The sequence below is a fragment of the Nocardia sp. NPDC050712 genome (genome assembly GCF_040654295.1).
Classification (GTDB): Bacteria; Actinomycetota; Actinomycetes; order Mycobacteriales; family Mycobacteriaceae; genus Nocardia.
Genome location: NZ_JBFAHT010000002.1, coordinates 560,296 through 581,485, shown reverse-complemented (window position 1 = coordinate 581,485; position 21,190 = coordinate 560,296). Strand labels below are relative to the sequence as shown.

Below are 21,190 nucleotides of genomic sequence, written 5' to 3'. Positions count from 1 at the left end.
GTGCCTGCCACTGTCGGGCAGACTGACCGGCGTGGACACTCCGGCACCCCAGCGACGCACCCGCATGTCTCGCGAAGCCCGCGCGGCCCAGCTGCTCGACATCGCCGAGCATCTGTTCGCCACCCGCGGCTTCGAGAACACCTCGATCGAAGACATCGCCCGCGAGGCGGGGGTGACCCGCCCGATCGTCTACTCGCACTACCAGAGCAAAGACGCGATCTTTCTCGAGTGCGCACGCCGGGCCCGCGCGGAACTCGAGTACCGAGTCCGCGAGCCCGAGGTACTCATCGAGGCCGGAGCCAGCATCGAGGTCGTGATGCAGCGCGCGGGCGAGATCTTCTTCGACCTGCTCGAGCGCGACCCGCGCCGCTGGATGGTGCTGTTCAACCCCAGTACCGCACTCGCACCCGAGTTCACCGAGCAGCTGGGCGAGCTGCGTAAGCACACCATCGAGCGCATCGCCGAGATGGTCGCGCACTTCTCGGGCGGCGACGCGATCGATACCCCCTTCGCCTACGCCATCAGCGGCGTCGGCGAACAGCTCGGGCGCTGGTGGCTGGCCAACCCCGACATTTCCAAGGCCCACGTCGTCGCGCTCTATCGCGATTTCATCACCGGCGGCCTGGCCACCCGGCTCGGCGCGGAAAGAAGCGGGAAATGACCTCTACCGCACTAACATTCGGCGAAGTGCTCGCCGCCCACGCGGCGGTGCGCCCGGACTCCCCCGCCGTCACCTGCGGCGCGGAAACCCGCACCTGGGCCGAACTGGATCGCGACAGCAATCGACTGGCCCGCACCTGGACTCGGCTGGGTGTCGCCCCCGGCTCCTACGTCTCCATCATGCTCGACAACTCCCCGGCATTCATGACGGCGGCGTTCGCGGCATGGAAGCTCGGCGCCGTGCCGCAGCCCCTGTCTTCGCGGATCACGTCGACAGAACTGCATGCGATCCTCGAGGTGGTAGATCCGGCCGGCGTGGTGGGGCTGCCCGACGGCACCGCGGACCGGGTGCGATTGCCTTCGGCGGCCGAACCGGCCGAGTCCGCGGACCCGCTGCCGCGGCACGTCTCGCCCGCGTGGAAGGCCCCCGCCTCGGGCGGCAGCACCGGCCGTCCCAAGGTGGTCGTGGCCGGCAATGCCGCGCTGCTCGACGAGGTGATCGGGTTCGCCGACGTGCTCGGCATACCCACCGAAGGCACCGTGGCCGTACCCGGGCCGCTACATCACAACGCGCCCTTCATGTTTGCGGCACTGGCGCTGCTGCGCGGCTCGCACGTGGTGCTGCAAGGTCGCTTCGACGCCCCAACGCTGTTGGCCGACATCGCCGCTCACAAAGTTCAGTGGCTCTACGCCGTGCCCACGATGATGCAGCGCATCTGGCGTCTCGACCCCGAAGTGCGTGCCGCGCACGACCTCTCGGCGCTGGACCTGGTGGTGCACATGGCCGCACCCTGCCCGGCCTGGCTCAAGCGCGCCTGGATCGACTGGCTCGGCGGCGAACGGATCCTCGAGGTCTACGCCGGCACCGAGGCGCAGGCGGCCACCGCGATCACCGGTGACGACTGGCTCGAGCACCCCGGATCGGTCGGCCCCGCGGTGCTCGGGGAGATCACGGTGCTCGGTCCCGATGGCGCCCCGCTCCGGCCCGGCGAGGTGGGCGAGGTGTGGGTACGCCGCAGCGCGAGCGCTCCGGCCGCCTACACCTATCTCGGCGGCGAGGCCCGCACCCGCGAGGGCGGCTGGGAATCGCTCGGTGACCTCGGCAGTCTCGATGAGGAGGGCTACCTCTACCTCACCGACCGCAATACCGATGTCATTCTCGTGGGCGGATCCAACGTCTATCCCGCCGAGGTCGAGGCCGCGCTCGCCGAACACCCCGACATCGACGACGCGTGCGTCGTCGGGCTGCCCCACGAGGATCTCGGGGCGGTGCCGCACGCCATCGTGCACTCGGCCGCGCGACTCGAACTCGACTCCGTTGTCGCGTTCCTGCGCGAGCGGCTCTCGCCCTACAAACTGCCGCGGAGCCTCGAGGTCGTCGACCATCCGCTTCGCGACGATGCCGGGAAGGTGCGCCGCTCGGCGCTGCGTGCGCAAAGACTCGAGGGAGCGAACAATGCCGTACACGATCAGTGACACCCCCACCGGGCGAGTGCGCCTGCACTGGGAAGAACGGGGTTCGGGCGAGCCGGTAGTGCTCGTCATGGGCCACCTCTTCTCCAGTGACATGTGGTACCCGGTGCTTCCGGCGCTGGCCGAGCACTACCGCGTGATCTACTTCGACAACCGCGGCACCGGCAGCAGCGGCGCGACCAGCACCGCGACCGTCGCCGACCTCGCCGCCGATGTCCGCGCGGTGATGGACGCCGCCGGTGTCGGCAGCGCGCACCTCTACGGCGTGAGCATGGGCGGCGGGGTCGTCCTGCAACTCGCCCACGACTCCCCCGAGCGGGTGCGCTCCATGGTGCTGGGCTGCACGGCGATGCGCAGCCCCGAGCATCCGTTGCCCCGGCCTCCGGGTTTCCTGGCCCGGCAGCTGAAGTATCGCGTCCCGGTACGTCTGCTGAAACCCCTGCTGCGCAAGCGTTTCTACGGTCCGCTGGCCACACCGGAGGCGATCGAGCGCGACCTCGCCGTGCTCAGCCGGATGCGTTTCTCCGCGCGCGGCGTCTACGCCCAGGACCTCGCCATCGCCGGCTACGACCTGACCCCCGACAAGGTCGCCGGTCTGGCGGCGCCCGCGCTCGTGCTGCACGGCACCGCGGACGAGGCGGTGCCGTACGCCGCGGCGGTGCGGCTGACCGAGACGTTGCCCGAGGCGCGGCTCATCACCTACGAAGGAGCCGGTCACAACTATCCGGTCGACGTCGGCGCGCGCGCCAACGCTGATGTGCTGGCGTTCTTGGCTGATCGAACTCAGGAGATGCACGACAGAACGTGAAGCTCACGTCGAACCCAGCGGAGATCTTGTCTAAGAATCGCATCGACTGCATAGATGCGCATATCTCATTATGGATATGGGTTGACTCGCTACTAAGGTTCGGTTGCTCCGCCGAACCGCTAATTGTCAGTACGCCCGGGGAGACTCACCGGCATGAGTCAGCCCGACCGTCGCGTGCGCCCTCCCCGACTGCCCGGCGCTCTGATCGTCCAACTGGTCGAAGCACACCAGCGTGGCGCCCTGCACCTGCCGATATTCCACGCCGAGGACGTCCTGCCACTGCTGGACGGGCACGACCGCGAAATCGCCGCCGCCGCAGTGCTACTGGAAGCAAACCGCGTCTTCTACCCGGCGGCGCCGGACGGCTCTTGACCGCCTCGTAGACCGCGAAGCGCTACCCGACGCGCCGCCCCCGGGGTGCCGCCGGAGCCTTGCCCCGCGGCGGGCCGACACCAACGGGGGAACAGCCATCGCACGCTGTGGCAGCAACACTCGAACGATGAGGAAACTACCGACGTTGCGTCCTGATCCGGCCGAGGGAGTTCTCCGAGTGCAGCACGGGCCGGGCTGCCTGCTGACAGTCCAGGTCGTGGACCGGCACGAGTACGGGCAGATCATCGCCGCGGCCGGTGAAGTGGACGCGACGACGGCACCTCAGCTGGCCGAGGCGCTGCGACGAGTCCTGGCCGAGCAACCCTCGCGGGTCGTAGTGGATCTGAGCGAGGTGACATTCATGGACGCCGCCGGCACCACGGTTCTGCTGCAGGCCAACACCGCGGCCTGGCCGGATATGGTCTTCGTCGTGATCGCCTGTGGCGCCGCCGCACGACCGCTGCAGCTGGCCGGCCTGGAATCCACGATGGCGGTCTATCCGCACCGGGCCCTGGCATTGGCGTGCACCGCGGATCTGCTGCCCGCCTACTGACTTTCGTCACCGCCGGGCCGCGCTTCCTCGAAAGAACCGTCTTTGTCTGGCACTGTCAGGGTGTGGGCGACTTCGGCACGGACATCCAGCTGACCTATTCGGTGCAGATCTCCGTTCCGGGCGCCTACGAGAGCTGCTGGTGGCAGGTCAGCAACTCCGGGTCCCCGGCCCAGGTCGCCGCGGCGATGAACGAACTGGCCGCCCGCCTCGCGCGCGATCTGCACTACCCCATCCGCCGAGATCGCCGCTTGCGGAGCCTGTTCCGATGCGAGCTCCGCACACCCGACGGCGTCATGATCGAATGCCCCCAAGGACCCGCGCCTATCCACCACCTGCCCGCGGTTCTACGCGGACTGGCTTTGAGCGTTGGCTCGATGCCATTCCGTGCTTGCACTCTTTGATCGCACCCGAAAGGGTGGGGTCAGATCTTGTCGTCGCCCTTGTTGGCCGACGGATTGCCGGTCGAGATGTCCCGCTTGCCGGATCGCTTCCGATTCAGCAGGACCACGGCGACGACTACGACCAGGGCGATGATCAGGATTATTTCCATGACCCCGCAGTACCCAGCAAATTTACTGCTACACGCCGGGCTGCCAGGAACCGGGCATAGCGAGACTATTGTGCGGTTCATGCGTGCTTCGACCGAGGAGATCGTTCAGTTCGCCGCCGGGTTGATCGTCGACGGGGTGCGGCTGGACACCCGGGAGCTCGCACTCCGGTTCGAGATGTCGCGCACCACGCTGTTCCGGCGAGTGGGCAACCGCGAGGAGCTGATGGGCAAGGCGCTGTGGTGGCTGGCGGATCGGGCCCTCGAACGTGCTGTCGCCCGCTGGGACGAGCAGTACGGGCAGGCACTGCACGATGAACGAGACGTGCTGCGCTGCTTGCGCATTCTGGAATTCTACGGCGAAGTCGCGGTCAACGACGCGGGCTTCGTGGGGTTGCTGGAGAACGAGCCGGTGGTGGCGATGCGGGTGCTGACCGACCCGCACGGGCAGGTGCAACCGCGCGTGGTGGCCGCGCACGTGGCGCTGTTCGAGCGTGATGCCGCCGACGGCGGATTCGTGCCGCTGGTCGATCTGCCAACCCTGGGATACGCGGCCGTGCGCCTGCAGGAGGCGATCCTGTACTCCGACGTATTAACTGGTCACACCGCGAATTTCCCCACGGCGGTCCTGCTGGTCCGCAAACTCGTGGAAGGTGTCCTGCGGGGACCGAGTGGCGATATCGCCCGGTCAACCCTTGTGTAACACTTCGCCTGGGTGTTTCATATGAGTGTCACAGACCACATGCCGTAGGGCCCACGGCGCGGTCCCCCAGCGGCCAATTCCCTGGCCCGATCCATCGGAGACGCCCATGAGACCCCCTCGCTGGCTCCTCACCACGCTCACCGCCGCCTGCCTGACGGGAACCGCGATGAGCGCCGCCCCCGCACACGCCGACACCGCCCCGCCGGCCGCCAACGACTGGAACTGCAAACCCAGTGCCGCCCACCCCAATCCGGTCGTGCTCGTCCACGGCACCACCGCCAACTCCGCCCTCAACTGGTGGACGCTCTCCCCCGAGCTCGCCGGCGCCGGATACTGCGTGTTCACTTTCGACTACGGCATGACCCTGTTGTCGTGGGGCTTGATCGGCGGACTCGGCGACATCCCCCGATCCGCCGAGACCATGCGCGTCTTCGTCGACAAGGTCCTGGCCGCCACCGGCGCGGCCGAGGTCGACGTCGTCGGGCACTCCCAGGGCGGCATGATGCCCAACTACTACCTCAAACGCCTCGGCGGCGCCGCCAAGGTCGGCACGCTCATCGGCCTGGCGCCCAGCAACCACGGCACCACCGCCGGCGGCTTGGTCGAACTCACCGACGCCGCCCGGCTCAGCGGTTGGATCAACGGCTTCTACACCTTGCTGGGCTACCCCGCCTTCACTCAGCAGGCAGCCGGGTCGGACTTCCAGAAGGCCCTGTTCGCCGACGGGGACACCGTGCCCGGCGTCCGATACGTCGTCATCCAGACCCGCAACGACCGCGTCGTGACCCCCTACACCAATGCCTTCCTGCAAGGCGACGACGTCACCAACATCCTGATCCAGGACCACTGCCCCAGCGATCCGGTCGGCCACGTCGGCCTCGCCCTCGACAGCCCCACCCACCAGCACATCCTGAATCTCCTGGGCCCCAACACTTCCGATTTCAAGCCCGCCTGCACCGGATACGGACCGGGCTTCTAGCCCGCTGACCGGCCCGGACGTTACGCCCACCGTGCGCGAGACGTCCGGGTTCGTCAGGGTGTTCGGTCCTCGCGCGGCCGCCGAATGCTCAGAAGATCTCGACCGACAGCGTGGCGGCGTCACCGATCGCGAAGGCGTCCCGCAGCACGGAGACGACGACCTCGACGGCCTGGTCGCGGACATACACCGCGTCCCGCAATTCGTAGTTCGACCTTCCCGCGGTGAAACCGGCACCGACGAGGGCGGCGATCTGGGTATCGACCAGTAGCGGATCTGGTTGCTGACCACGCAGCCGCTGCCGCAGCGACCGACTGGTCCGCGGAGTGGGCACCCCCGCCTCGACGCTGTAGATCCGCTCCGCGGACGCGAGCCATTGCACATACCGGCCGGAGCCCGCGTCGATCACCGCTGTCCCGTCGGTAAGGGCGAGCGAGCGATCCACGGCCTCGCTCACGAATTGCCGCACTGAGTCCATTGCTACTCCCAACCCCGGCGCGCAGTCACCTCCCACCCTCGGACATCGAGCGCGCTGCCGGGCCTATACGCCCAAATCAGTAGTGGGCGCGACGATCTCATAGCGGACCTCGCCGTGCTCGGAGCCTTCGATCGGAGGTAGATCGGGCCAGTACGTCTGCACGTGGGTCATCCCGAGCTTCTCCATGACGTTGCGCGAACCGCGATTGACGAACATCGTCTCGGCCCAGACCATCCGGACCCCGAGCTCGGTAAATGCTTTGTGCAGCAACGCCGCCGAGCCCTCGGTCGCATAACCCTTACCCCAAGCCGCCTTACGCAACCGGTAGCCGAGTTCGACCTCGTCCGTAGGCCCATCTGCCTTCGGGCGCAGGATGAACCAGCCGATGAACTCACCACCGGCCCGCTCGTGCGCCGCGACGAGGCCGAAGCGGCCGTCCCACTTCTCGTACTGGCCCAGCAGTCGAGGCAACACCTCACGGTGAATCCGCTCCGGCGGCGTCGGGACGCCACCGGAAAGGTAGCGCATGACCTCGGAGTCGCTGTCGAGCTCGACGAGCAACTCGGCGTCGTTCTCGGTGAAGTGCCGCAGCAGTAATCGATCGGTTTCGAGGTATTCGGCCATACGCGATGGTGACACGGAGCGGATCACACCCTCCACAGAACTGACGAGCGGGTCCGTAGAGTGAGTTCTCGTGGAATCAGGCATGGAGCTCGAAAACTTACGGTCCACACTCTCGTGCGTGCACGAAAAGCTCACCGCCGAGAGTCTCACCGAGCCCGACCGAGTCGAGCTGGTATCCCGCGCCGAGGTCGTCCAAGACCAGATCGACGCGATCCAAGATGCCACCGGCAACGACGAGCCCGCGCGTCCGCGGCCCTGGACCGCACCTTCGATCGATCCGCTGTTCTGAATCACCCCTGCGCGTCGTTGCAGTGCCGTCGTGCGGAGGTGTCGTGGAGATATCGAGCCGTCCTCATGTGCCCGGACGGCAGCGCACGCTATCGCGGCCACAATTGACGCTCATGAACGCACATCCACTTCTGGCCCAACCGATTCCGACGGCGTGGAAGCTGGGAGTGGTGGCGACGACTACGCTCGCGGGAGCCTTCTCTCTCTGGGTGCTGTGGACGCACCTGACCCGATTCGACGATCCCGAAGCCTTGATCGCCGGCGGCATCATGGTCTTGATACCGAGCGCGGCATGGTTGACGCTGGCCGTGCTGGGTGGCCTGAACTATCGCACCTGGTGGCGACTGGGTCTGCTCATGCCCGCGATCGTCGCGATCACGACCGCACTGAGCCTGCTTCAAGTGCCGGGCCAGATCGGGTGGGCGATGTCGCGCGGCGCGATGAACCGGGCGGCGGCCACGTGCGACGCGCCCGAATACAGCGCGGGCCGCGACTTTACCTATAAGCGCGAAAAGATCGGCATGTACGACTTCCACCACATCGAACGAGAATCCCATGGCGGCTGCGAATTCGTCCTCATGGGATATCCGACGTCTCGCACCGGTTTCCTTTTCCTGCCTCACGACGAGCGCCGAGACGGTGCGTACGGCCACCGCTACCAGTATCTCGGCGACCACTGGTACTACTACGAGCTTTGAATCGCCGTGGTCTCGAACCCCGCTCCCATTCGGATCACCCCAGCCATAAACCTCTGGGCCGGCACCCCGGCATGGAACTGTGTAGGTGCCGCGGCCGCAACGAGTCTCGCCGGCCGGTCATGAAGGAGAGTTGTCGTATGGGTGAGCCGCACTTCCACTGGTACCTACCGACGTCGGGTGATGGGCGGGAAGTGATCGGGGCGCTGCAGTCGGCGGGCGTCATCGGCACCGCGTCGGCGCATCGGGCGCCGAGTCTGGAGTATCTGACGCTGGTGGCGAAGACGGCGGAGCAGCTGGGGTTCGAGGCGGTGCTGACGCCGACGGGGACGTGGTGCGCGGATGCGTGGATCACGACGGCGGCGCTGATTCCGCAGACTTCGCGGCTGAAGTTTCTCGTCGCGTTCCGGCCCGGCCTGATCACTCCGACGCTCGCCGCGCAGCAGGCGGCCACCTTCGCTCAATTGTCCGGTGGCCGGGTCGCTCTGAATGTGGTGACCGGCGGTGACGCGGAGGAGCAGGCCCGGTTCGGTGACCGGCTCTCCAAGACCGAGCGGTACGCCCGGACCGACGAGTTCCTCCAGGTGATCCGGAAGGCGTGGACCGGGCAGCCGAGTGATTTCGCGGGCAAGTACTACGACGTGACCGGCGCGATGGTGCTGCCTGCCCCGTCGCCGGTTCCGGAGGTCTTCTTCGGTGGGGCGAGCGAGGCGGCGCGGGAGGTCGCCGCCAAGAACGTCGACACCTATCTCACCTGGACCGAACCACCCGCCGCGGTAGGCGAATTGATCGATGATCTGCGAGCCCGTGCCGACAAGTACGGCCGGAAGCTGACTTTCGGTATCCGGGCACACGTGATCACCCGGGATACCCACGAACAGGCCTGGGCCGAGGCGCGAAACCTGCTGTCCCGCATGGATCCGGCGATCATCGACCTGGCGCGGGCGCGCCTGGCGCAGGGGGAATCGGAGGGACAGCGCCGGCAGCTCGAGCTGAATGCCGACCGGGACAACCTCGAGGTGTACCCCGGGCTGTGGGCCGGTTACGGCCTGGTGCGACCCGGTGCGGGGACCGCGCTGGTGGGCAGCCACGCCGAGGTCGCCGACCTCATCGAGCAGTACCGGGCCGTCGGCGTCGACCATTTCATCCTCTCCGGTCAGCCGCATATCGAGGAGGCGTACTGGTTCGGCGAAGGTGTCCTTCCACTGGTCAGCCGCCGTTGAAGGCAGGCTCGTAGGCCCGGCACGGCGCGCCGCGCAGCCCGGCGCACGAGGGCGGCAGCGGTGCACCCGCGGTGGCCGCGGCGATCACCGGCAATACCAGCGATGAACCACCGGCGCCCAACAGGATCGTGTCGACCACGAGCCCGTCCGTCGCGGGGGTGTCGAATCGCCACGACGTGCGGTCCCCGCCCGGCGCGGTCAGGGTGACGCGAATGCGTGAGCCCGCGCGGAACGCATACACCAGCGGGTCGATCGAGATACGTACCGCACTGAATCCGGGTGGCAGGTCGGCGGGATCGCGGTACGACCGAATCGGTTGCAGCGCTGTCGCATTCGCGTCGACCGCCCGATAGGACGACCGGAGGTAGCCGGTGGCGACGTAGGTCTCCTGGCCGTCCGGACGCACCTCACTGACCGTCGCCTGCAGATCGGTCACCGGGGCGGTGCTGGCCAATTGCAGGTCCAGGCTGGCGGGTCCGGCCGTCACCACGTCCTGGTCCAGCACCGGTGAGGTGAACCCGACACCGGTCTGGCCCGGCAGCGGTGCCCAGTGATACGGCGGAATCGGCTGCCAGGGCAGGTCGGAGGGGCCGACTACATCGAGTGTTCCCGCCGGGCGGGCGGCCGGGTCGGGCCGAAAGGCAAGGCTTTCCGACGACCCGGGCGCGGCCGACAGGCTGCCGCCGGCACCCAGATGCCAGGTGGTGGGCGCGATCCGCGCCGATGGCCAGCCATCCAGCCCCAAGGACCAGGGGGCCGCGAGTCCGCCCGCCCCGGCGGCTCCGGCGCCGTTGTCGTAGAAGACCTCGACACGCGGCCTGCTCGCGAACGCGGCCTTGGCCGCCTGCACCGACGGCGCCCCCGCCAAGCGGGCGCTCTCGACTCGGACCGCCGGCGACCGGGTGATAGCGGCGTACATGACGGTACTGAGCGCTTCCAGCGCCGGTGACGGTGGCGGAACACGGTCCGCCACAAAGATGTTCAGAAACTCCCACCACTGACTCAAGATCTGCGGGCCGAGCGAATCGAAGTGCGCGCCGTTGATCATCCGCACCCAGACATCGGGATTCGCGTCGAACTCGTCGATGACGCGGGTCCACTGCGGGCCGACCTGCTCGTCTTGCAGCGCGCCCGTCAGGAAGACCGGCACCCGCACCTTCGGCGCCCACGACACCGGGGCGCGGTGGTCGAACACCGCGGGCGTCCGTTCGGGATTGTCGGCGACCAGCTGCCGGAGACTCGGAGTCTGCAGTCGCAGTGCCTGATTCGCCGCGCAGTCCCGATCGCCGCGCTGAATCAACTGCCGCACATAGGGTTGGCCGCCGGACGGGCCGGGCGCGGCATCGGATTGCCGCTCGGTGAGCCAGGTGTCGGCGAAACCGGTGTTGAAGATCCCGCCGGGAAAACCGGTGGAGTGCAGATCGTCGGTGAGACTCATGGGGGCGATGGCCGCCAGGCTCGGTGGCGTGGTGCCGGCGACGGCGATCTGCGAGATTCCCGAGTACGAGATGCCCACCAGTCCGACCTTGTGCCCGGCGACCCAGCGCTGGGCGGCAACGGTTTCCACCGTGTCGTACCCGTCGTAGACGGTCGGATAGTCGAATAGGTCGTACGCTCCCCCGGAGCATCCGCTGCCGCGCATCTGCACGCTCACCGAGGCGAAGCCGATATCCGGGGCGAGTTCGGCACCGAGGACCAGACCGTTCGCCGGGGCCAGTGGATCCCGGGCTTTGAGCAGCCCGGTGGCCGCACCCACGACCAGGGGATTCGGTGCGGCGGTCTGGTAGCCGGAATACTCGATGACGGTGGGAAAAGGCCCGTCCGCGAAGGTCTTTCCGACGGGCAGCCGGACGAACGCCGCGAGCGTGATGCCGTCACGCATGCGCACGTAGTTCATGCCGGGCCGCAACTGCTGGCCGTCGTAGAGCGACTGCGCCGGCGCGGTCCCGTCCAGCACGCGAAAACTGTTGCCGCGCAGGCCGTCGACGAGGAACCGGTAGCCGTCGCCCGGCCGGAGGTCGCGCACCAGGAACGATCCGAGCTGATCGATGCTGCCCCGGCCGACAACCCGCTCGGACGCGTCGAGCAACGCCACCTCGGCCCCGGGTGTGGCGCCTCGCACATACGCCGCGGTCACCGAGCCGTAGCCGGTGCCTACCTCGGGTGCCGCCTGTGCCGGGGTGGTGCCCAGTGCGACGAGGACGAACGCCAGCAATGCGGTGATCAAGCGTGGGGGCACCGGGTAAACGCTAGAAGCCGACCGGCCTCGAAGCGCCGGTTATGGTCAGCGCGGTTCTTATCCGGTTGAGCCATAGGCTGTTTCGGACGGTGCGGGCAACCGAAACAATCAAGCTGAGCGAATCCGGCCGGGTGACGTCGAGACCGGCATACAGTTCGGCGTCAACGCGGGTGTTCGACGTCTTGGAGTGGGAGCCGCACGATGATCGGACGTCGGCATGACACTCGATAGCCTTACCCGCCGCAGGATCGCCGTCTACGGTGTCGGCTCGGTCGGGACCGCGGTGTTCGCGACGGTGCCCGGTCTACTGCTGCTGTATTACCTGACCGACATTCTGGGTGTGGCCGCGGGCCTGGCCGGGCTGGTCGTGGTGCTTCCGAAGCTGTGGGACGTGGTGTTCAATCCCCTCGTCGGGGCGGCGAGCGATCGCGAAGCGGTCCGCACCGGCCGCCGGACCGGGTTGATGCTGCGCGGCGCGATAGCGCTGCCCGTTCTCTTCGCGGTGATGTTCATGTCGCCGTTCACCGGTGGCGGCGGCACGGTGTGGGTCGCGGCCGTCTTCGTGCTGGCCGCCACCGCCTACGCGCTGTTCCAGGTGCCCTATGTCGGGCTGCCCGCGGAGATGGCCGCGGATCCGGCCGCCCGGACCGCGGTGACCGCGCGGCGCGTCATCTACCTGACCGTCGGCATTCTGCTCGGCGGTGGGCTCGCACCGGCGCTGGTGGCGGCGGGCGGCGCGGGGCGTGGTGGTTATCTACTGATGGGCGTGGTCGTCGGCGCGCTCATGCTGGGTGTGCTGGTCGGCGCCGCGCTCGGTACCCGGTGGGTGCCGTCGAGTCCGGGCCGGGCGCTCGGGCTGGTTGCCGCCGTGCGTTCCGCCCGGGGTAACCGGGCCTTTTTCGCGCTGCTGACCGTGTACGTCATCCAGGCTGTCGCGGTGGCCGCGATGCTGGCCGCCGCGCCCTATATCGCCACCTATTGGCTCGGCGGTCACGGACTGACTTCGGTGCTGTTCGTCTGCCTGGTCGCGCCGAGCGCGCTGGCCGTCCCGGTCTGGGAAAAGCTCGCACGACGCTTCGGCCGGCTGCGCTGCCTGGCCGTCGCGACGGCCGGCTACGCCGCAGGCGCGCTGCTGCTGTTGCCGGGCATCGCCCTGGGCGGGCCCGGTCCGGCGCTGGCGCTGATCGCCTTCCTCGGAATCTGCTATGCCGCACTGCAATTGCTGCCGCTGGCCCTGCTGCCCGACACTGTCCTGGCGGACGCCGAACGCACCGGGCAGGCGCAGGCGGGAACATTCACCGGGCTGTGGACCGCGGGTGAGACCGCGGGCATGGCGCTCGGACCCGGCCTCTTCTCCGTGGCGCTCGCCGTCTCCGGATACACCCCGACCACCTGGGACGTCCCGCTGGACCAGGCCGCCGGCGCGAAACTGGGCATCCTGCTCGGATTCACCGTCGCGCCCGCGGCGCTCATGCTGGCCTCGCTCCCCGCGCTGCGCGCGTTCGGCCGCAGGCGTACGCCCGGGGCGGACCCGGCGTAAGGCGCCGCGAGAGCGTACGGATTCCGCTGCGACCGAATGCACTCCGAAACACCGGCGTGTCCCGCCCGCTGCCGCAGTACCGTTCTTGCAGCGCAACTGGCGATGCACCGCGGCCCCAGGTCGTCGGACTCGACAGGCCCGGACGGCGTAGCCACCGGCCACGTCGAACGCCTCGGGTGACCGATCTCCTGCGGCCCCACACCAGGTGCGGCGCGTTACCCACGAACGTCGCTCGACCGCTCGCAGCATCTGTTCTCAGCTCAACCTTGGGTACCATTGTGCCCCAACCGATTTCAAGGAGACCACGTGTATCCGCACCAGGCGTACCAGGGTGCTAGTCCCATTCCCCCGCTGCCGGACGAGGGCAGAGGCCCTCGGATCGCGATTCACAGTCCCGAGTTCGCGGCCGATCCCCACGGGTTCTATCGGTGGATGCGCGGCCAGCACGGATCGCTGGTGCCGGTCGAGATCTGGCCCGGGGTCCCCGCGACCCTGGTCGTCAACTACGGGACCGCGGTACGCATCCTCGGCGACCCCGATCATTTTCCGGCCGATCCCAGCACCTGGCAGAAGACCGTGCCCTCGGGGTGCCCGATCATGCCGATGGTCGAGGCCAGACCCAATGCGATTCGAACCAGCGGCGTAGCCCACACCCGCTACCGGGCATCGATCAACGACGCGCTGGCCGGGATCGACCTACACGCGGTGCGGTCGATGGTGGATCGATCGGCTATCCCGCTGGTCAACGCGTTCTGCGCGGACGGAAAAGCCGATCTGCTGAGCCAATACGCGCTGCCCCTGGTCTTCTCGGTCTTCTGCCAGATGCTCGGTTGCCCGCCGGACATCGGCGCGCGGGTCGCGGCGGCCTCCGCGGCGATGTTCGACGGCGTCGACACGGACACGGTCAACGCGCAGATGGGGGAAGCCTTGCTCGACCTCACCGCGCTCAAGCGCGCCCACCCGGGCAACGACATCGCCACCAGGCTGGTCCAGCACCCCGCGGCGCTCTCGGATGAGGAGATGGTGCATCAGCTGGTGCTGCTGTTCGCCGCGGGAGTCGAGCCGCCACTGAACCTGGTCGCCAACACCCTGGTGTTGATGATGACCGACGCTCGCTTCACCAGCAGCGTGCACGACACCCCGTTGTCCACGCGGACAGCCATCGACGAAAGGCTGGCCACCGACCCGCCGATGGCGAATTACTGCATCACTTATCCACGCCAGCCGACGCTGGTCGACGGTGTGTGGCTGCCGGCGCATCAGCCGGTGGTGATCAGCATGGCCGCGTGTAATACCGATCCTCAATTGAACACGGGCGTATTCGTCGACAATGGCTGGAATCTGGCGTTCAGTTCCGGCGATCACGCCTGTCCCGATCCCGCCCGGCCCTACGGAATTCTGCTCGCGCAGGACGTCATCGATCAGCTTCTCGACCTCCTGCCCGACATCGAGCTGGCGGTTGCCCAGCAAGACCTCGTATGGCGTCCCGGTCCGTTCCACCGCGCATTGACGGAGTTGCCCGTGGTGTTCGGCCCGGCCGGACCATTTGCCACCGTGTAGCCTTCCCGCTCAGTCACCGGGCCCGGAGCCCGGCCATCACGATCACGCCCCGGTGTGGCTACCCGAGGGCGGGATCGTTTCGACCTGTCCCATGGGATGATTTGTGCAACAATATAATTCGTGACTCAGCCAATGGTGATCGTGTGGCAACCCAGTTGCCGCCCGATCGCATGGCTGCAGCGTCGACCCAGCAGTCTCGATGATCTGCTGAACCACCTGTCCACCCAGACCGGATCGATCGGCCATGACGCGTGCGCACCATTCCCGGTGCCCAGCGCCAGGGCCTCGACGTGAAGGTGTGTGGTGCGTCGAATTTTTGACAGGTGATCGCCCGGCGTTGTTCTCCGGTTCCTGCGGTGTCCGCGTACGCGGGGCCACTCAGCGGGCTCGGTGCGGCAAATGTCGCAGCGATCTCCTCATATGCCCAGCGGCGCAGCCATAGCTCCGCTGGGACTGAGTGAGTAGGAGGCAGGCGTTATGAACACCCGCGGATACAAGACAGGAACAGCGCTGGCAGATATTCTCCGGCACGGCAGCCTGGAATTCCACCGGCAACTCCAGCACGTGCTGAGCAGTCCGGATTATGCCGTGACCGAGAAGATGAGCCAGCAGCAGCGCCGGGAAAACGCCTATAACCATCTCAGATACCTGGTCAAGGAAATCGGCAGCACGCACGCTGTCGCAACTGATCTGCCGGCGCTGTTCGCGGTCTTCGACTGGTCGGCGGTGCTGGCGACGGATCTGATCCCGCTGATCTCCGGGCACTACAACCTGGCCTCCGGCAGCCTGGCCACGCTCACGGATGCCCACTCCGCGGGCCCGTATCTGGAGGATCTCGACGACGCCTCGGCCATCGGGGTCATGCTGCTGACCGAATTCGGCTGCGGCAGCAACATTCAATTCATGCAGACCACCGCGACCTTCGATCCGGCGACCCAGGAATTCGTGCTCGACACCCCGCACCCGCGGGCCCGGAAATTCATGCCCAGCGTGGGCATTCCGGTCTCCCGGGTCTGCGTCGTCGGCGCCCGCTACCTCGACGCCAACGGCGTCGACCAGGGTGTGCACCTATTCGCGGCGCGACTACGCGGCGCCGACGGCACAGCGGCACCCGGCGTGCGGATCACCCAGCTCGATCATCAACCGCTGGTCATCATGGACAACTCGGTCATCAGCTTCGACGGCCTGCGGGTCAAGCGCAATGCGTGGCTGAGCAACAACCTGGCCACCATCGACGACAACGGCGTGCTGACCTGGCGGGACGAGAGCAGCCGGAAGCGGGGGTTCGCCTCGGCGATCAGCCAGCTCACCGTTGGACGCCTCGCACTGTCCTCCTGCCTGAACGCCGCGGCGCGCAGCTCGCTCTATATCGCGCTGCGCTACGCGAGCCGGCGCGCGGTGCCGCTGTCACCGAACCAGACCCCGCTCATGCTCGACCTCCCGCATGTCCGCGACACGCTGCTGACCGATCTCGCCGGCACCCTGGCCCGCACGATCTATGGCAACGCGGTCAAAACCACCCTCGCCACCAGCGATCTCACCGACCGTGACACCGTGGTGTCGGTGATGCTGGCCAAGCATTTCATCCAGTTGCACGCCCTGGCCACGGTGACCGACGCGCGCCTGAAACTGGCCGCGCAGGGCATGTTCTCGGCCAACCGGGTCGCCGACTACCTCGGCGTCTGTCACGCGGCGATCACCGGCGAGGGCGACTGCTACGTCCTCGGCTCCGTCGCCGGACGTGTGCTGGCCAAACATCTGGCCGGCAAGCCCACACCCGAGCACGTGGTGCACGATCCCGCCGATCCCGGCGACCGCTTGGGCCTGTTCCAGGCGCGCACGCTGACGATCGTGAGCGAGGCACAGCGCTACATGGCCACCTCGGATCTGGCCGACCGGCTGGCCGTCATCCCGGACGCGCTCGAACTCGCCGAGGCGTACTGCGCCGAAGAGGCGTTGCAACTGCTGCACCAGTACGCCGACCATCCCGAAATCGTCGCTGTCCGTGATGTTTTCGCGCTGCACCTGCTCGATCAGAACGCCGCCTGGTACCTGACGCGCGGTCTGCTCGACATCGCCGGCGCCAGCACGATCAAGCGCGAGCTCCGGCGCGCCATCGACACGCTCGTGGAGCACCTGCCCGCGATCCTGGACGCCTTCGAGCTCGACGACGAAATCCTCGGCGCGCCGGCGCTTGCCGAGGATCTGCCCGCGGCCTGGGACGCGCGCTGCGCCCCGACCGGCGGTTGAGCCCGCGTCACCCGCCGGGTCTGACCGGCAGGGGCGCGGTTCCGGGGAAGGTGACCGGTAGCGACTCCAGGGCGCGGTGGAACGGCCCTGGCCGCCAGAGGAGTTCGTCGAGCGGCACGGCGAGGGACAGCTCGGGCAGGGCGTCGAGCAGGTAGTCGATGGCGTCTTGCGCGATCTGGTAGCCGAGGAGCCGGGCCGGGCATTGGTGGGGGCCCAGGCTCCAGGCCAGATGCGACCGGTTGCCCGTCGGCGTGAAGCGGTCACCCTGGATGGCCGGATCCGCGTTGGATCCGGCCATGCTGATCACCACCGGCTGGTGCGCGGGCAACCACACGCCCTCGACCAGGGTCGGCTGACGCGGGTAGGTCACGGCGTAGTTCGCCAGCGGGGGGTTGGTGAACAGCACCTCGTCCAGGGCGTCGCGGGTGGACAGGCTGCCGCCGAGCAGGTCGCCGGCGAATCGGGCGTCGGTCATCATCAGCAACAGCGTGTTCGCGATCAGGTGCACCTGCGGTTCGCTGCCGCTGCCGTGCAGGGTTACCAGTTGATGGATGAGTTCCTCGGTGCTCAGATCGGTCGCGTTGATCAGGTGGGAGGTGACATCGCGGCCGGGCCGCGCCCGTTTGCGCGCGAGGTGTTCATCCAGCGCGGCGTGCAGCAGTTCGTTGCCGATGTTGGCGTCGCCGGAGGCGTCGAAGATCGCGGCCATGCCGGCGCCGACCTTCGCGCTGGTGTCGGCGTCGAAACCCAGCACGTAGTCCAGCACCGAATACACCAGCGGATAGATGTACTGCGACAGCAGATCCGCAGCGGCCGTCGTCTGGGGCCCGGTGCTGTCGTCACCGTCTCCGCTGCAGAAGCCGTTGATCAGCGGAGCCGCGAACTCCTCGACGACGGTGTGCATGCCGCTGAGGTTGACGGTGGCGATCGCCGTGACATTGGCCGCGCGATAGCGGGCGTGTTCCGGCCCGGTACTGCGCTCCGCGTTGGGCCGCCACTCCATCATCGGCAGGATCGGACAGCCCTTGGGCACGCCGGTCTGCCACTGGCGCGGATCGGCCGGGAAGCGATCCGGGTCGTTGAGGATCTGCACCGCGGTCTGATATCCGAGCACCAGGGTGGCGGGCACGCCCGGCGCCAATTCGACCGGTGCGAGCGCCCCGTACTGCTGACGTAACGCCGTGTACGCCGAGTGCGGGTCGTCAGCGAACTCCGGGCTGTACAGCGCGAAGCGGGGTTCGTCGTCGCCGATCCCGGGGCCGGCCGGGTAGGCCGGCGCCAGGTGGGGCATGTCGGGTGGATGCGAGGCGGTCACGGATCTCCCAGATCGGTGCGTCTAGCGGCGGAAGGACAGGTCCGCGCCGGGCACGGACGCGTCCTGCCGCTCGACACATTCAGAAGAAGAGAAAGCCGTGATCCCCAAGGTGCTGCCGGCTTCGAAACGCGGGACCCTGACTCCTGCACCGATGTTGCCGTCGGCCTAGCAGACCATAACCATTGCCACAGAGCGGTTTTCAGAACACTAGCTCACTTTATACCGCATCCACTCCGAGGCTCGTGCCACATTGTGAAAGGTCTCGCGCCGGAGGATTCGCTAACCTCGCAAGCCCCTCGGCCGGGGAAATCTACGCCGAGAGCGGCCGGGGCAGCAGTATCGAGCGCCCGGCCGCCAGCAACAGGCGCAAGCTCTGACGATCGGCCGATTCGAGGTAGGCGGGCCGGGCGTGACGGAAGCGGGCGCGCGCGGGCTGGTCGGCCATCGCGGCGATCCGGCCGCTGGTGGTCACCACCGTCACGCATTCGGGGCCGCAGCCCCGCCGGTACCCGCGGCAGCCTTCCAGGCTCCATCCGACGAGAGCGATGGATTGCGACCGGCCGGGGGCCAGGGACCGCGAATGCTCGGCCGGCCGTAAGCCCGAGTGGACCAGCTCGGCGATGAAGGCGGCGATGTCGCCGCCGGTGGCGGCGCGCCGGCGACTCGAGCGAGCGGGTCGTGGTACTGCGAGATCGCCTGGCATAGTTCACCTTCTCGGCTTCGAACAGGAGTAATGAATAATTGCCCGCCACGGGGCAAGTCCAAACAGCCGACGACGGGCTAGATCGCCAATTCCATCAGGCCGCGCGGGTCCCCGGGCATCGGGCCGGTCGGAAAGCCGAAGCGAACCAGCCGGTGCGGCGGTTCGGCCGCCACGTACGCGACCGCCGAGGGCAGGAATCCGCTGAGCATCTTGCCGACAAGGGGATTCAAGCCGGCCAGCCGTGGACGCAACCGGACCTGCCAGCAGTCGAACCGGCCGGCCGGGACCTCGGTGTCCATCCGCTGTTCGACCGTCGCGGTCACCGGAATATGCACCGAGAAGGCCAGCCACAGCGCGATGGCCGTTTCGGCGCCCTCGGTGAAATCGAGGCCGCGCAACAGGGTCAGACCGCCGACCAGCGGCATGATCTCGGCGGGAAACCGGGCTATACCGCCGCCGATCTGGAGGTGCGCCGTATCCAGAAAGCTGGCCTCTTCGCGACTCACTATGGTTGCGCCGGAACGGGTTTCGGCGCGATAGTCGGCGGCCCGCAGGCGATCACCGACTCGCTGGAACCGCTGTTCGACGGTGATCGCGAAGGTGCCGTCACCCGTGCCGGCCTGCACGATCGAGCGGTAGCCGGCGGTATCGTGGCCGATCATGCTGACCACATCGAAGGCGGGCGGCTGATCCGCGATGCCGACGGTGTAGACGGACTTCTCGCCATCGGGAATGCCCGGATCGCGAAAGACGAAGACGCTCAACGGTTCTCCTACTGTGCGGCGGCGGCGAAGATCGCCCCGAGCCGGGTGACATAGCGTTCCACGGAGTCGTGTGCCACCGAGGTATCCGGGTAGATGACGCTGAGGGTGGTTCGTGTCGCGAGCCGGTTGATCCAGATCAGCACATGCTCGGAGGCGGCGCGATTGGCGTACACCCCGCACGAGGCGCTGTCGAAGAACTCGTTGCCGAGGAGCTCCCGGGCGTCGACGTAGGAGATCATCGGGCAGGCCCAGCCCGGGCTCAGGTCGAGATCGGAATCGGCGGGCAGCAGTTCGACCACCCGCTGGAAGGACGTGGTCGTGAGCCGGAGCCCGTTCTCGTAGGCGTGTTGAGCCAGCTTGACGACCCGGTCGAAGGAGCCGGACCGGCCCAGCGGGAAGGCCACCGGCAGCAGCGTCACATACCAGCCGACCGAGGCCCGCTCCGCGGTGCTGCTGCGGGTGGTCACCGGTGTCATGCCGAAGTAGTAGTCGTTGTCGGCGAGTTCGCGTTCGGCCAGCGCCGCCGCGGCGAAGATGCCGCCGATGAACTCCGCGCCGTTCGCCCGGCATCGCCGCTCGAAGCGCGCGGCGCTGTCCTCGTCGAACAGGGTCACCGTGCGGTGCGCGCTGCGGTTGTAGATGTCGGTGCGCTTGCCCAGATCCAGCGGGAAGGCGGGCAGCCCGCCGCCGTTGCCACGGATCAGTTCCAGCCATTTCCGCACGCCGGGCGAGGTGAGCGACATGCTCGCCGTGTACGACCGCTCGGCCGTGCAGTAGTCCAGATAACTGGCCGCGGGGGTCAGCAGATCCGGTGTCTCGTCCCACACTTCGCGGGTGTAGAGCAGCGCGAGGTCGAACCCGGACAGATATTGCCCGAATCCATCGGTGTGCAGGTGGTCGACCGCGAGGTAGAGCGTGGTCGACTCCTCGCGCTCGATCACCCCGAAGGTGAAGCAGTCCCAGTCGAAGGGCCCGGGCGTGGTCTTCTGCACGTGGTCGCGCACGGTGTGCGGATCGTCGACCCACCCGCTGTCGATCGGCACGAAGTCGACGTCCGCCTCGGGCACCAGGTGCCGCTCGAGCGCGCCGCCGGCGCCGATCCGGAACCAGGTCCGGAAGGTGTCGTGCCGCAACAGGAATTTGTTGACCGCGCGGGTCATCGCGTCCCGGTTCAGCTCGCCGGTCGGTATCTCGGCCGTGACGAGGCACAGACCGGAGTAGCGGAACTCCGCCGCGGCGTGCTGGTCGGCCAGCCGCAGGTACTGCTCCTGCTGGTGCGAGGGCGGGGCCGGGTGGACCGGAGCCAGCCGGGCACGCGCCGCCGATTCCGGCGACGCCACCCAGCTGATCAACCGGCCCGGCGCCGGTTCCCATTCGTCGATCAGGCCGAAATCGACCATGGCACACCTTCTTTTCGAC

22 protein-coding genes are annotated in these 21,190 nt (G+C 67.8%); 14 read left to right on the top strand and 8 right to left on the bottom strand.

All coding sequences use genetic code 11. The annotated features are described in order from the left end of the window. Nucleotides 1-31: 31 nt before the first annotated feature. The 6 genes from AB0H76_RS13095 to AB0H76_RS13070 all read left to right on the top strand — a co-directional run bounded on the left by AB0H76_RS13095 (nt 32) and on the right by AB0H76_RS13070 (nt 4,267). A complete protein-coding gene (locus AB0H76_RS13095) occupies nt 32-661 on the top strand; it encodes a TetR/AcrR family transcriptional regulator (protein WP_357321971.1) in 630 nt (209 codons plus the stop codon). Beyond that, entirely contained in the window at nt 658-2,136 is a 1,479-nt protein-coding gene (locus AB0H76_RS13090; RefSeq protein WP_357321968.1) for an AMP-binding protein, read from the top strand. Before AB0H76_RS13095 ends, AB0H76_RS13090 begins: the two co-directional genes overlap by 4 nt. Continuing rightward, nucleotides 2,117-2,941: an alpha/beta fold hydrolase gene (locus AB0H76_RS13085; RefSeq protein ID WP_357321965.1), complete on the top strand. Its 825-nt coding sequence runs from the start codon at nt 2,117-2,119 to the stop codon at nt 2,939-2,941. Before AB0H76_RS13090 ends, AB0H76_RS13085 begins: the two co-directional genes overlap by 20 nt. A 153-nt stretch (nt 2,942-3,094) precedes the next feature. Then, entirely contained in the window at nt 3,095-3,313 is a 219-nt protein-coding gene (locus AB0H76_RS13080) for a hypothetical protein (RefSeq protein ID WP_357321963.1), read from the top strand. 127 nt (nt 3,314-3,440) lie between these two features. After that, the gene (locus AB0H76_RS13075; protein ID WP_357321960.1) at nt 3,441-3,866 is read left to right on the top strand and encodes an STAS domain-containing protein; all 426 of its coding nucleotides are present in this window, start codon (nt 3,441-3,443) and stop codon (nt 3,864-3,866) included. A 62-nt stretch (nt 3,867-3,928) separates the two neighbouring features. Then, the gene (locus tag AB0H76_RS13070) at nt 3,929-4,267 is read left to right on the top strand and encodes a hypothetical protein (RefSeq protein ID WP_357321957.1); all 339 of its coding nucleotides are present in this window, start codon (nt 3,929-3,931) and stop codon (nt 4,265-4,267) included. Nucleotides 4,268-4,287: 20 nt separating this feature from the next. On the opposite strand, the gene AB0H76_RS13065 is transcribed toward AB0H76_RS13070, so the two are convergent. Next, nucleotides 4,288-4,416 (bottom strand): hypothetical protein, encoded by a 129-nt coding sequence (locus AB0H76_RS13065; RefSeq protein WP_357321955.1) that lies wholly within the window; start codon nt 4,414-4,416, stop codon nt 4,288-4,290. Nucleotides 4,417-4,495: 79 nt separating this feature from the next. On the opposite strand from AB0H76_RS13065, the gene AB0H76_RS13060 reads away from it, so the two are divergent. Both AB0H76_RS13060 and AB0H76_RS13055 read left to right on the top strand, forming a co-directional pair. Continuing rightward, nucleotides 4,496-5,116, top strand: a complete 621-nt coding sequence (locus AB0H76_RS13060; RefSeq protein WP_357321953.1) for a QsdR family transcriptional regulator — start codon at nt 4,496-4,498, stop codon at nt 5,114-5,116. Between the two features lie 106 nt (nt 5,117-5,222). Next, nucleotides 5,223-6,095 carry an alpha/beta fold hydrolase gene (locus AB0H76_RS13055; protein WP_357321950.1) on the top strand — a complete coding sequence of 291 codons (873 nt, stop codon included), beginning with the start codon at nt 5,223-5,225 and terminating at the stop codon, nt 6,093-6,095. Between the two features lie 88 nt (nt 6,096-6,183). Here the strand turns inward: AB0H76_RS13055 and AB0H76_RS13050 are convergent, their stop codons facing one another. Beyond that, nucleotides 6,184-6,570 (bottom strand): hypothetical protein, encoded by a 387-nt coding sequence (locus tag AB0H76_RS13050; protein WP_357321947.1) that lies wholly within the window; start codon nt 6,568-6,570, stop codon nt 6,184-6,186. Between the two features lie 63 nt (nt 6,571-6,633). Next, nucleotides 6,634-7,209, bottom strand: coding sequence for a GNAT family N-acetyltransferase (locus tag AB0H76_RS13045; RefSeq protein ID WP_357321945.1), 576 nt, complete (start codon nt 7,207-7,209; stop codon nt 6,634-6,636). 103 nt (nt 7,210-7,312) lie between these two features. On the opposite strand from AB0H76_RS13045, the gene AB0H76_RS13040 reads away from it, so the two are divergent. From AB0H76_RS13040 to AB0H76_RS13030, 3 genes are all read left to right on the top strand, one after another. Then, nucleotides 7,313-7,483 carry a hypothetical protein gene (locus AB0H76_RS13040; protein WP_357321942.1) on the top strand — a complete coding sequence of 57 codons (171 nt, stop codon included), beginning with the start codon at nt 7,313-7,315 and terminating at the stop codon, nt 7,481-7,483. A gap of 112 nt (nt 7,484-7,595) precedes the next feature. After that, entirely contained in the window at nt 7,596-8,180 is a 585-nt protein-coding gene (locus AB0H76_RS13035; protein ID WP_357321939.1) for a hypothetical protein, read from the top strand. Nucleotides 8,181-8,317: 137 nt separating this feature from the next. Then, nucleotides 8,318-9,400 (top strand): LLM class flavin-dependent oxidoreductase, encoded by a 1,083-nt coding sequence (locus AB0H76_RS13030; protein WP_357321937.1) that lies wholly within the window; start codon nt 8,318-8,320, stop codon nt 9,398-9,400. Here AB0H76_RS13030 and AB0H76_RS13025 read toward each other — a convergent pair. Continuing rightward, a complete protein-coding gene (locus tag AB0H76_RS13025) occupies nt 9,387-11,639 on the bottom strand; it encodes a CocE/NonD family hydrolase (protein WP_357321934.1) in 2,253 nt (750 codons plus the stop codon). The two genes, AB0H76_RS13030 and AB0H76_RS13025, sit on opposite strands and share 14 nt — an antisense overlap. 217 nt (nt 11,640-11,856) lie before the next feature. Here AB0H76_RS13025 and AB0H76_RS13020 point away from each other — a divergent pair, with 217 nt between their 5' ends. The 3 genes from AB0H76_RS13020 (at nt 11,857) to AB0H76_RS13010 (ending at nt 16,989) form a co-directional block, all read left to right on the top strand. Beyond that, on the top strand, nt 11,857-13,179 hold the full coding sequence (locus AB0H76_RS13020; protein WP_357321931.1) for an MFS transporter: 1,323 nt from the start codon (nt 11,857-11,859) through the stop codon (nt 13,177-13,179). 432 nt (nt 13,180-13,611) lie between these two features. After that, nucleotides 13,612-14,739, top strand: coding sequence for a cytochrome P450 (locus AB0H76_RS13015; RefSeq protein WP_357321928.1), 1,128 nt, complete (start codon nt 13,612-13,614; stop codon nt 14,737-14,739). Between the two features lie 477 nt (nt 14,740-15,216). Next, nucleotides 15,217-16,989, top strand: coding sequence for a hypothetical protein (locus tag AB0H76_RS13010; RefSeq protein ID WP_357321926.1), 1,773 nt, complete (start codon nt 15,217-15,219; stop codon nt 16,987-16,989). A 7-nt stretch (nt 16,990-16,996) separates the two neighbouring features. Here the strand turns inward: AB0H76_RS13010 and AB0H76_RS13005 are convergent, their stop codons facing one another. From AB0H76_RS13005 to AB0H76_RS12990, 4 genes are all read right to left on the bottom strand, one after another. Continuing rightward, complete coding sequence (locus tag AB0H76_RS13005; RefSeq protein WP_357321923.1) at nt 16,997-18,304, bottom strand: cytochrome P450; 1,308 nt, start codon at nt 18,302-18,304, stop codon at nt 16,997-16,999. Between the two features lie 310 nt (nt 18,305-18,614). Continuing rightward, nucleotides 18,615-19,007, bottom strand: a complete 393-nt coding sequence (locus tag AB0H76_RS13000; RefSeq protein ID WP_357321920.1) for a hypothetical protein — start codon at nt 19,005-19,007, stop codon at nt 18,615-18,617. A 77-nt stretch (nt 19,008-19,084) separates the two neighbouring features. Beyond that, a complete protein-coding gene (locus tag AB0H76_RS12995; RefSeq protein ID WP_357321917.1) occupies nt 19,085-19,771 on the bottom strand; it encodes a hypothetical protein in 687 nt (228 codons plus the stop codon). 8 nt (nt 19,772-19,779) lie between these two features. After that, a complete protein-coding gene (locus AB0H76_RS12990) occupies nt 19,780-21,171 on the bottom strand; it encodes a condensation domain-containing protein (RefSeq protein WP_357321916.1) in 1,392 nt (463 codons plus the stop codon). Between the last annotated feature and the right edge of the window lie 19 nt (nt 21,172-21,190).

What these genes read in the sequence shown, in the direction of transcription:
- AB0H76_RS13090 (WP_357321968.1), top strand. Translation starts at nt 658, where the DNA reads ATGACCTCTACCGCACTAACATTCGGCGAAGTGCTCGCCGCCCACGCG.
- AB0H76_RS13085 (WP_357321965.1), top strand. Translation starts at nt 2,117, where the DNA reads ATGCCGTACACGATCAGTGACACCCCCACCGGGCGAGTGCGCCTGCAC.
- AB0H76_RS13080 (WP_357321963.1), top strand. Translation starts at nt 3,095, where the DNA reads ATGAGTCAGCCCGACCGTCGCGTGCGCCCTCCCCGACTGCCCGGCGCT.
- AB0H76_RS13075 (WP_357321960.1), top strand. Translation starts at nt 3,441, where the DNA reads ATGAGGAAACTACCGACGTTGCGTCCTGATCCGGCCGAGGGAGTTCTC.
- AB0H76_RS13065 (WP_357321955.1), bottom strand. Translation starts at nt 4,416, where the DNA reads ATGGAAATAATCCTGATCATCGCCCTGGTCGTAGTCGTCGCCGTGGTC.
- AB0H76_RS13060 (WP_357321953.1), top strand. Translation starts at nt 4,496, where the DNA reads ATGCGTGCTTCGACCGAGGAGATCGTTCAGTTCGCCGCCGGGTTGATC.
- AB0H76_RS13055 (WP_357321950.1), top strand. Translation starts at nt 5,223, where the DNA reads ATGAGACCCCCTCGCTGGCTCCTCACCACGCTCACCGCCGCCTGCCTG.
- AB0H76_RS13050 (WP_357321947.1), bottom strand. Translation starts at nt 6,570, where the DNA reads ATGGACTCAGTGCGGCAATTCGTGAGCGAGGCCGTGGATCGCTCGCTC.
- AB0H76_RS13035 (WP_357321939.1), top strand. Translation starts at nt 7,596, where the DNA reads ATGAACGCACATCCACTTCTGGCCCAACCGATTCCGACGGCGTGGAAG.
- AB0H76_RS13030 (WP_357321937.1), top strand. Translation starts at nt 8,318, where the DNA reads ATGGGTGAGCCGCACTTCCACTGGTACCTACCGACGTCGGGTGATGGG.
- AB0H76_RS13020 (WP_357321931.1), top strand. Translation starts at nt 11,857, where the DNA reads ATGACACTCGATAGCCTTACCCGCCGCAGGATCGCCGTCTACGGTGTC.
- AB0H76_RS13015 (WP_357321928.1), top strand. Translation starts at nt 13,612, where the DNA reads ATGCGCGGCCAGCACGGATCGCTGGTGCCGGTCGAGATCTGGCCCGGG.
- AB0H76_RS13010 (WP_357321926.1), top strand. Translation starts at nt 15,217, where the DNA reads ATGAACACCCGCGGATACAAGACAGGAACAGCGCTGGCAGATATTCTC.
- AB0H76_RS13000 (WP_357321920.1), bottom strand. Translation starts at nt 19,007, where the DNA reads ATGCCAGGCGATCTCGCAGTACCACGACCCGCTCGCTCGAGTCGCCGG.
- AB0H76_RS12990 (WP_357321916.1), bottom strand. Translation starts at nt 21,171, where the DNA reads ATGGTCGATTTCGGCCTGATCGACGAATGGGAACCGGCGCCGGGCCGG.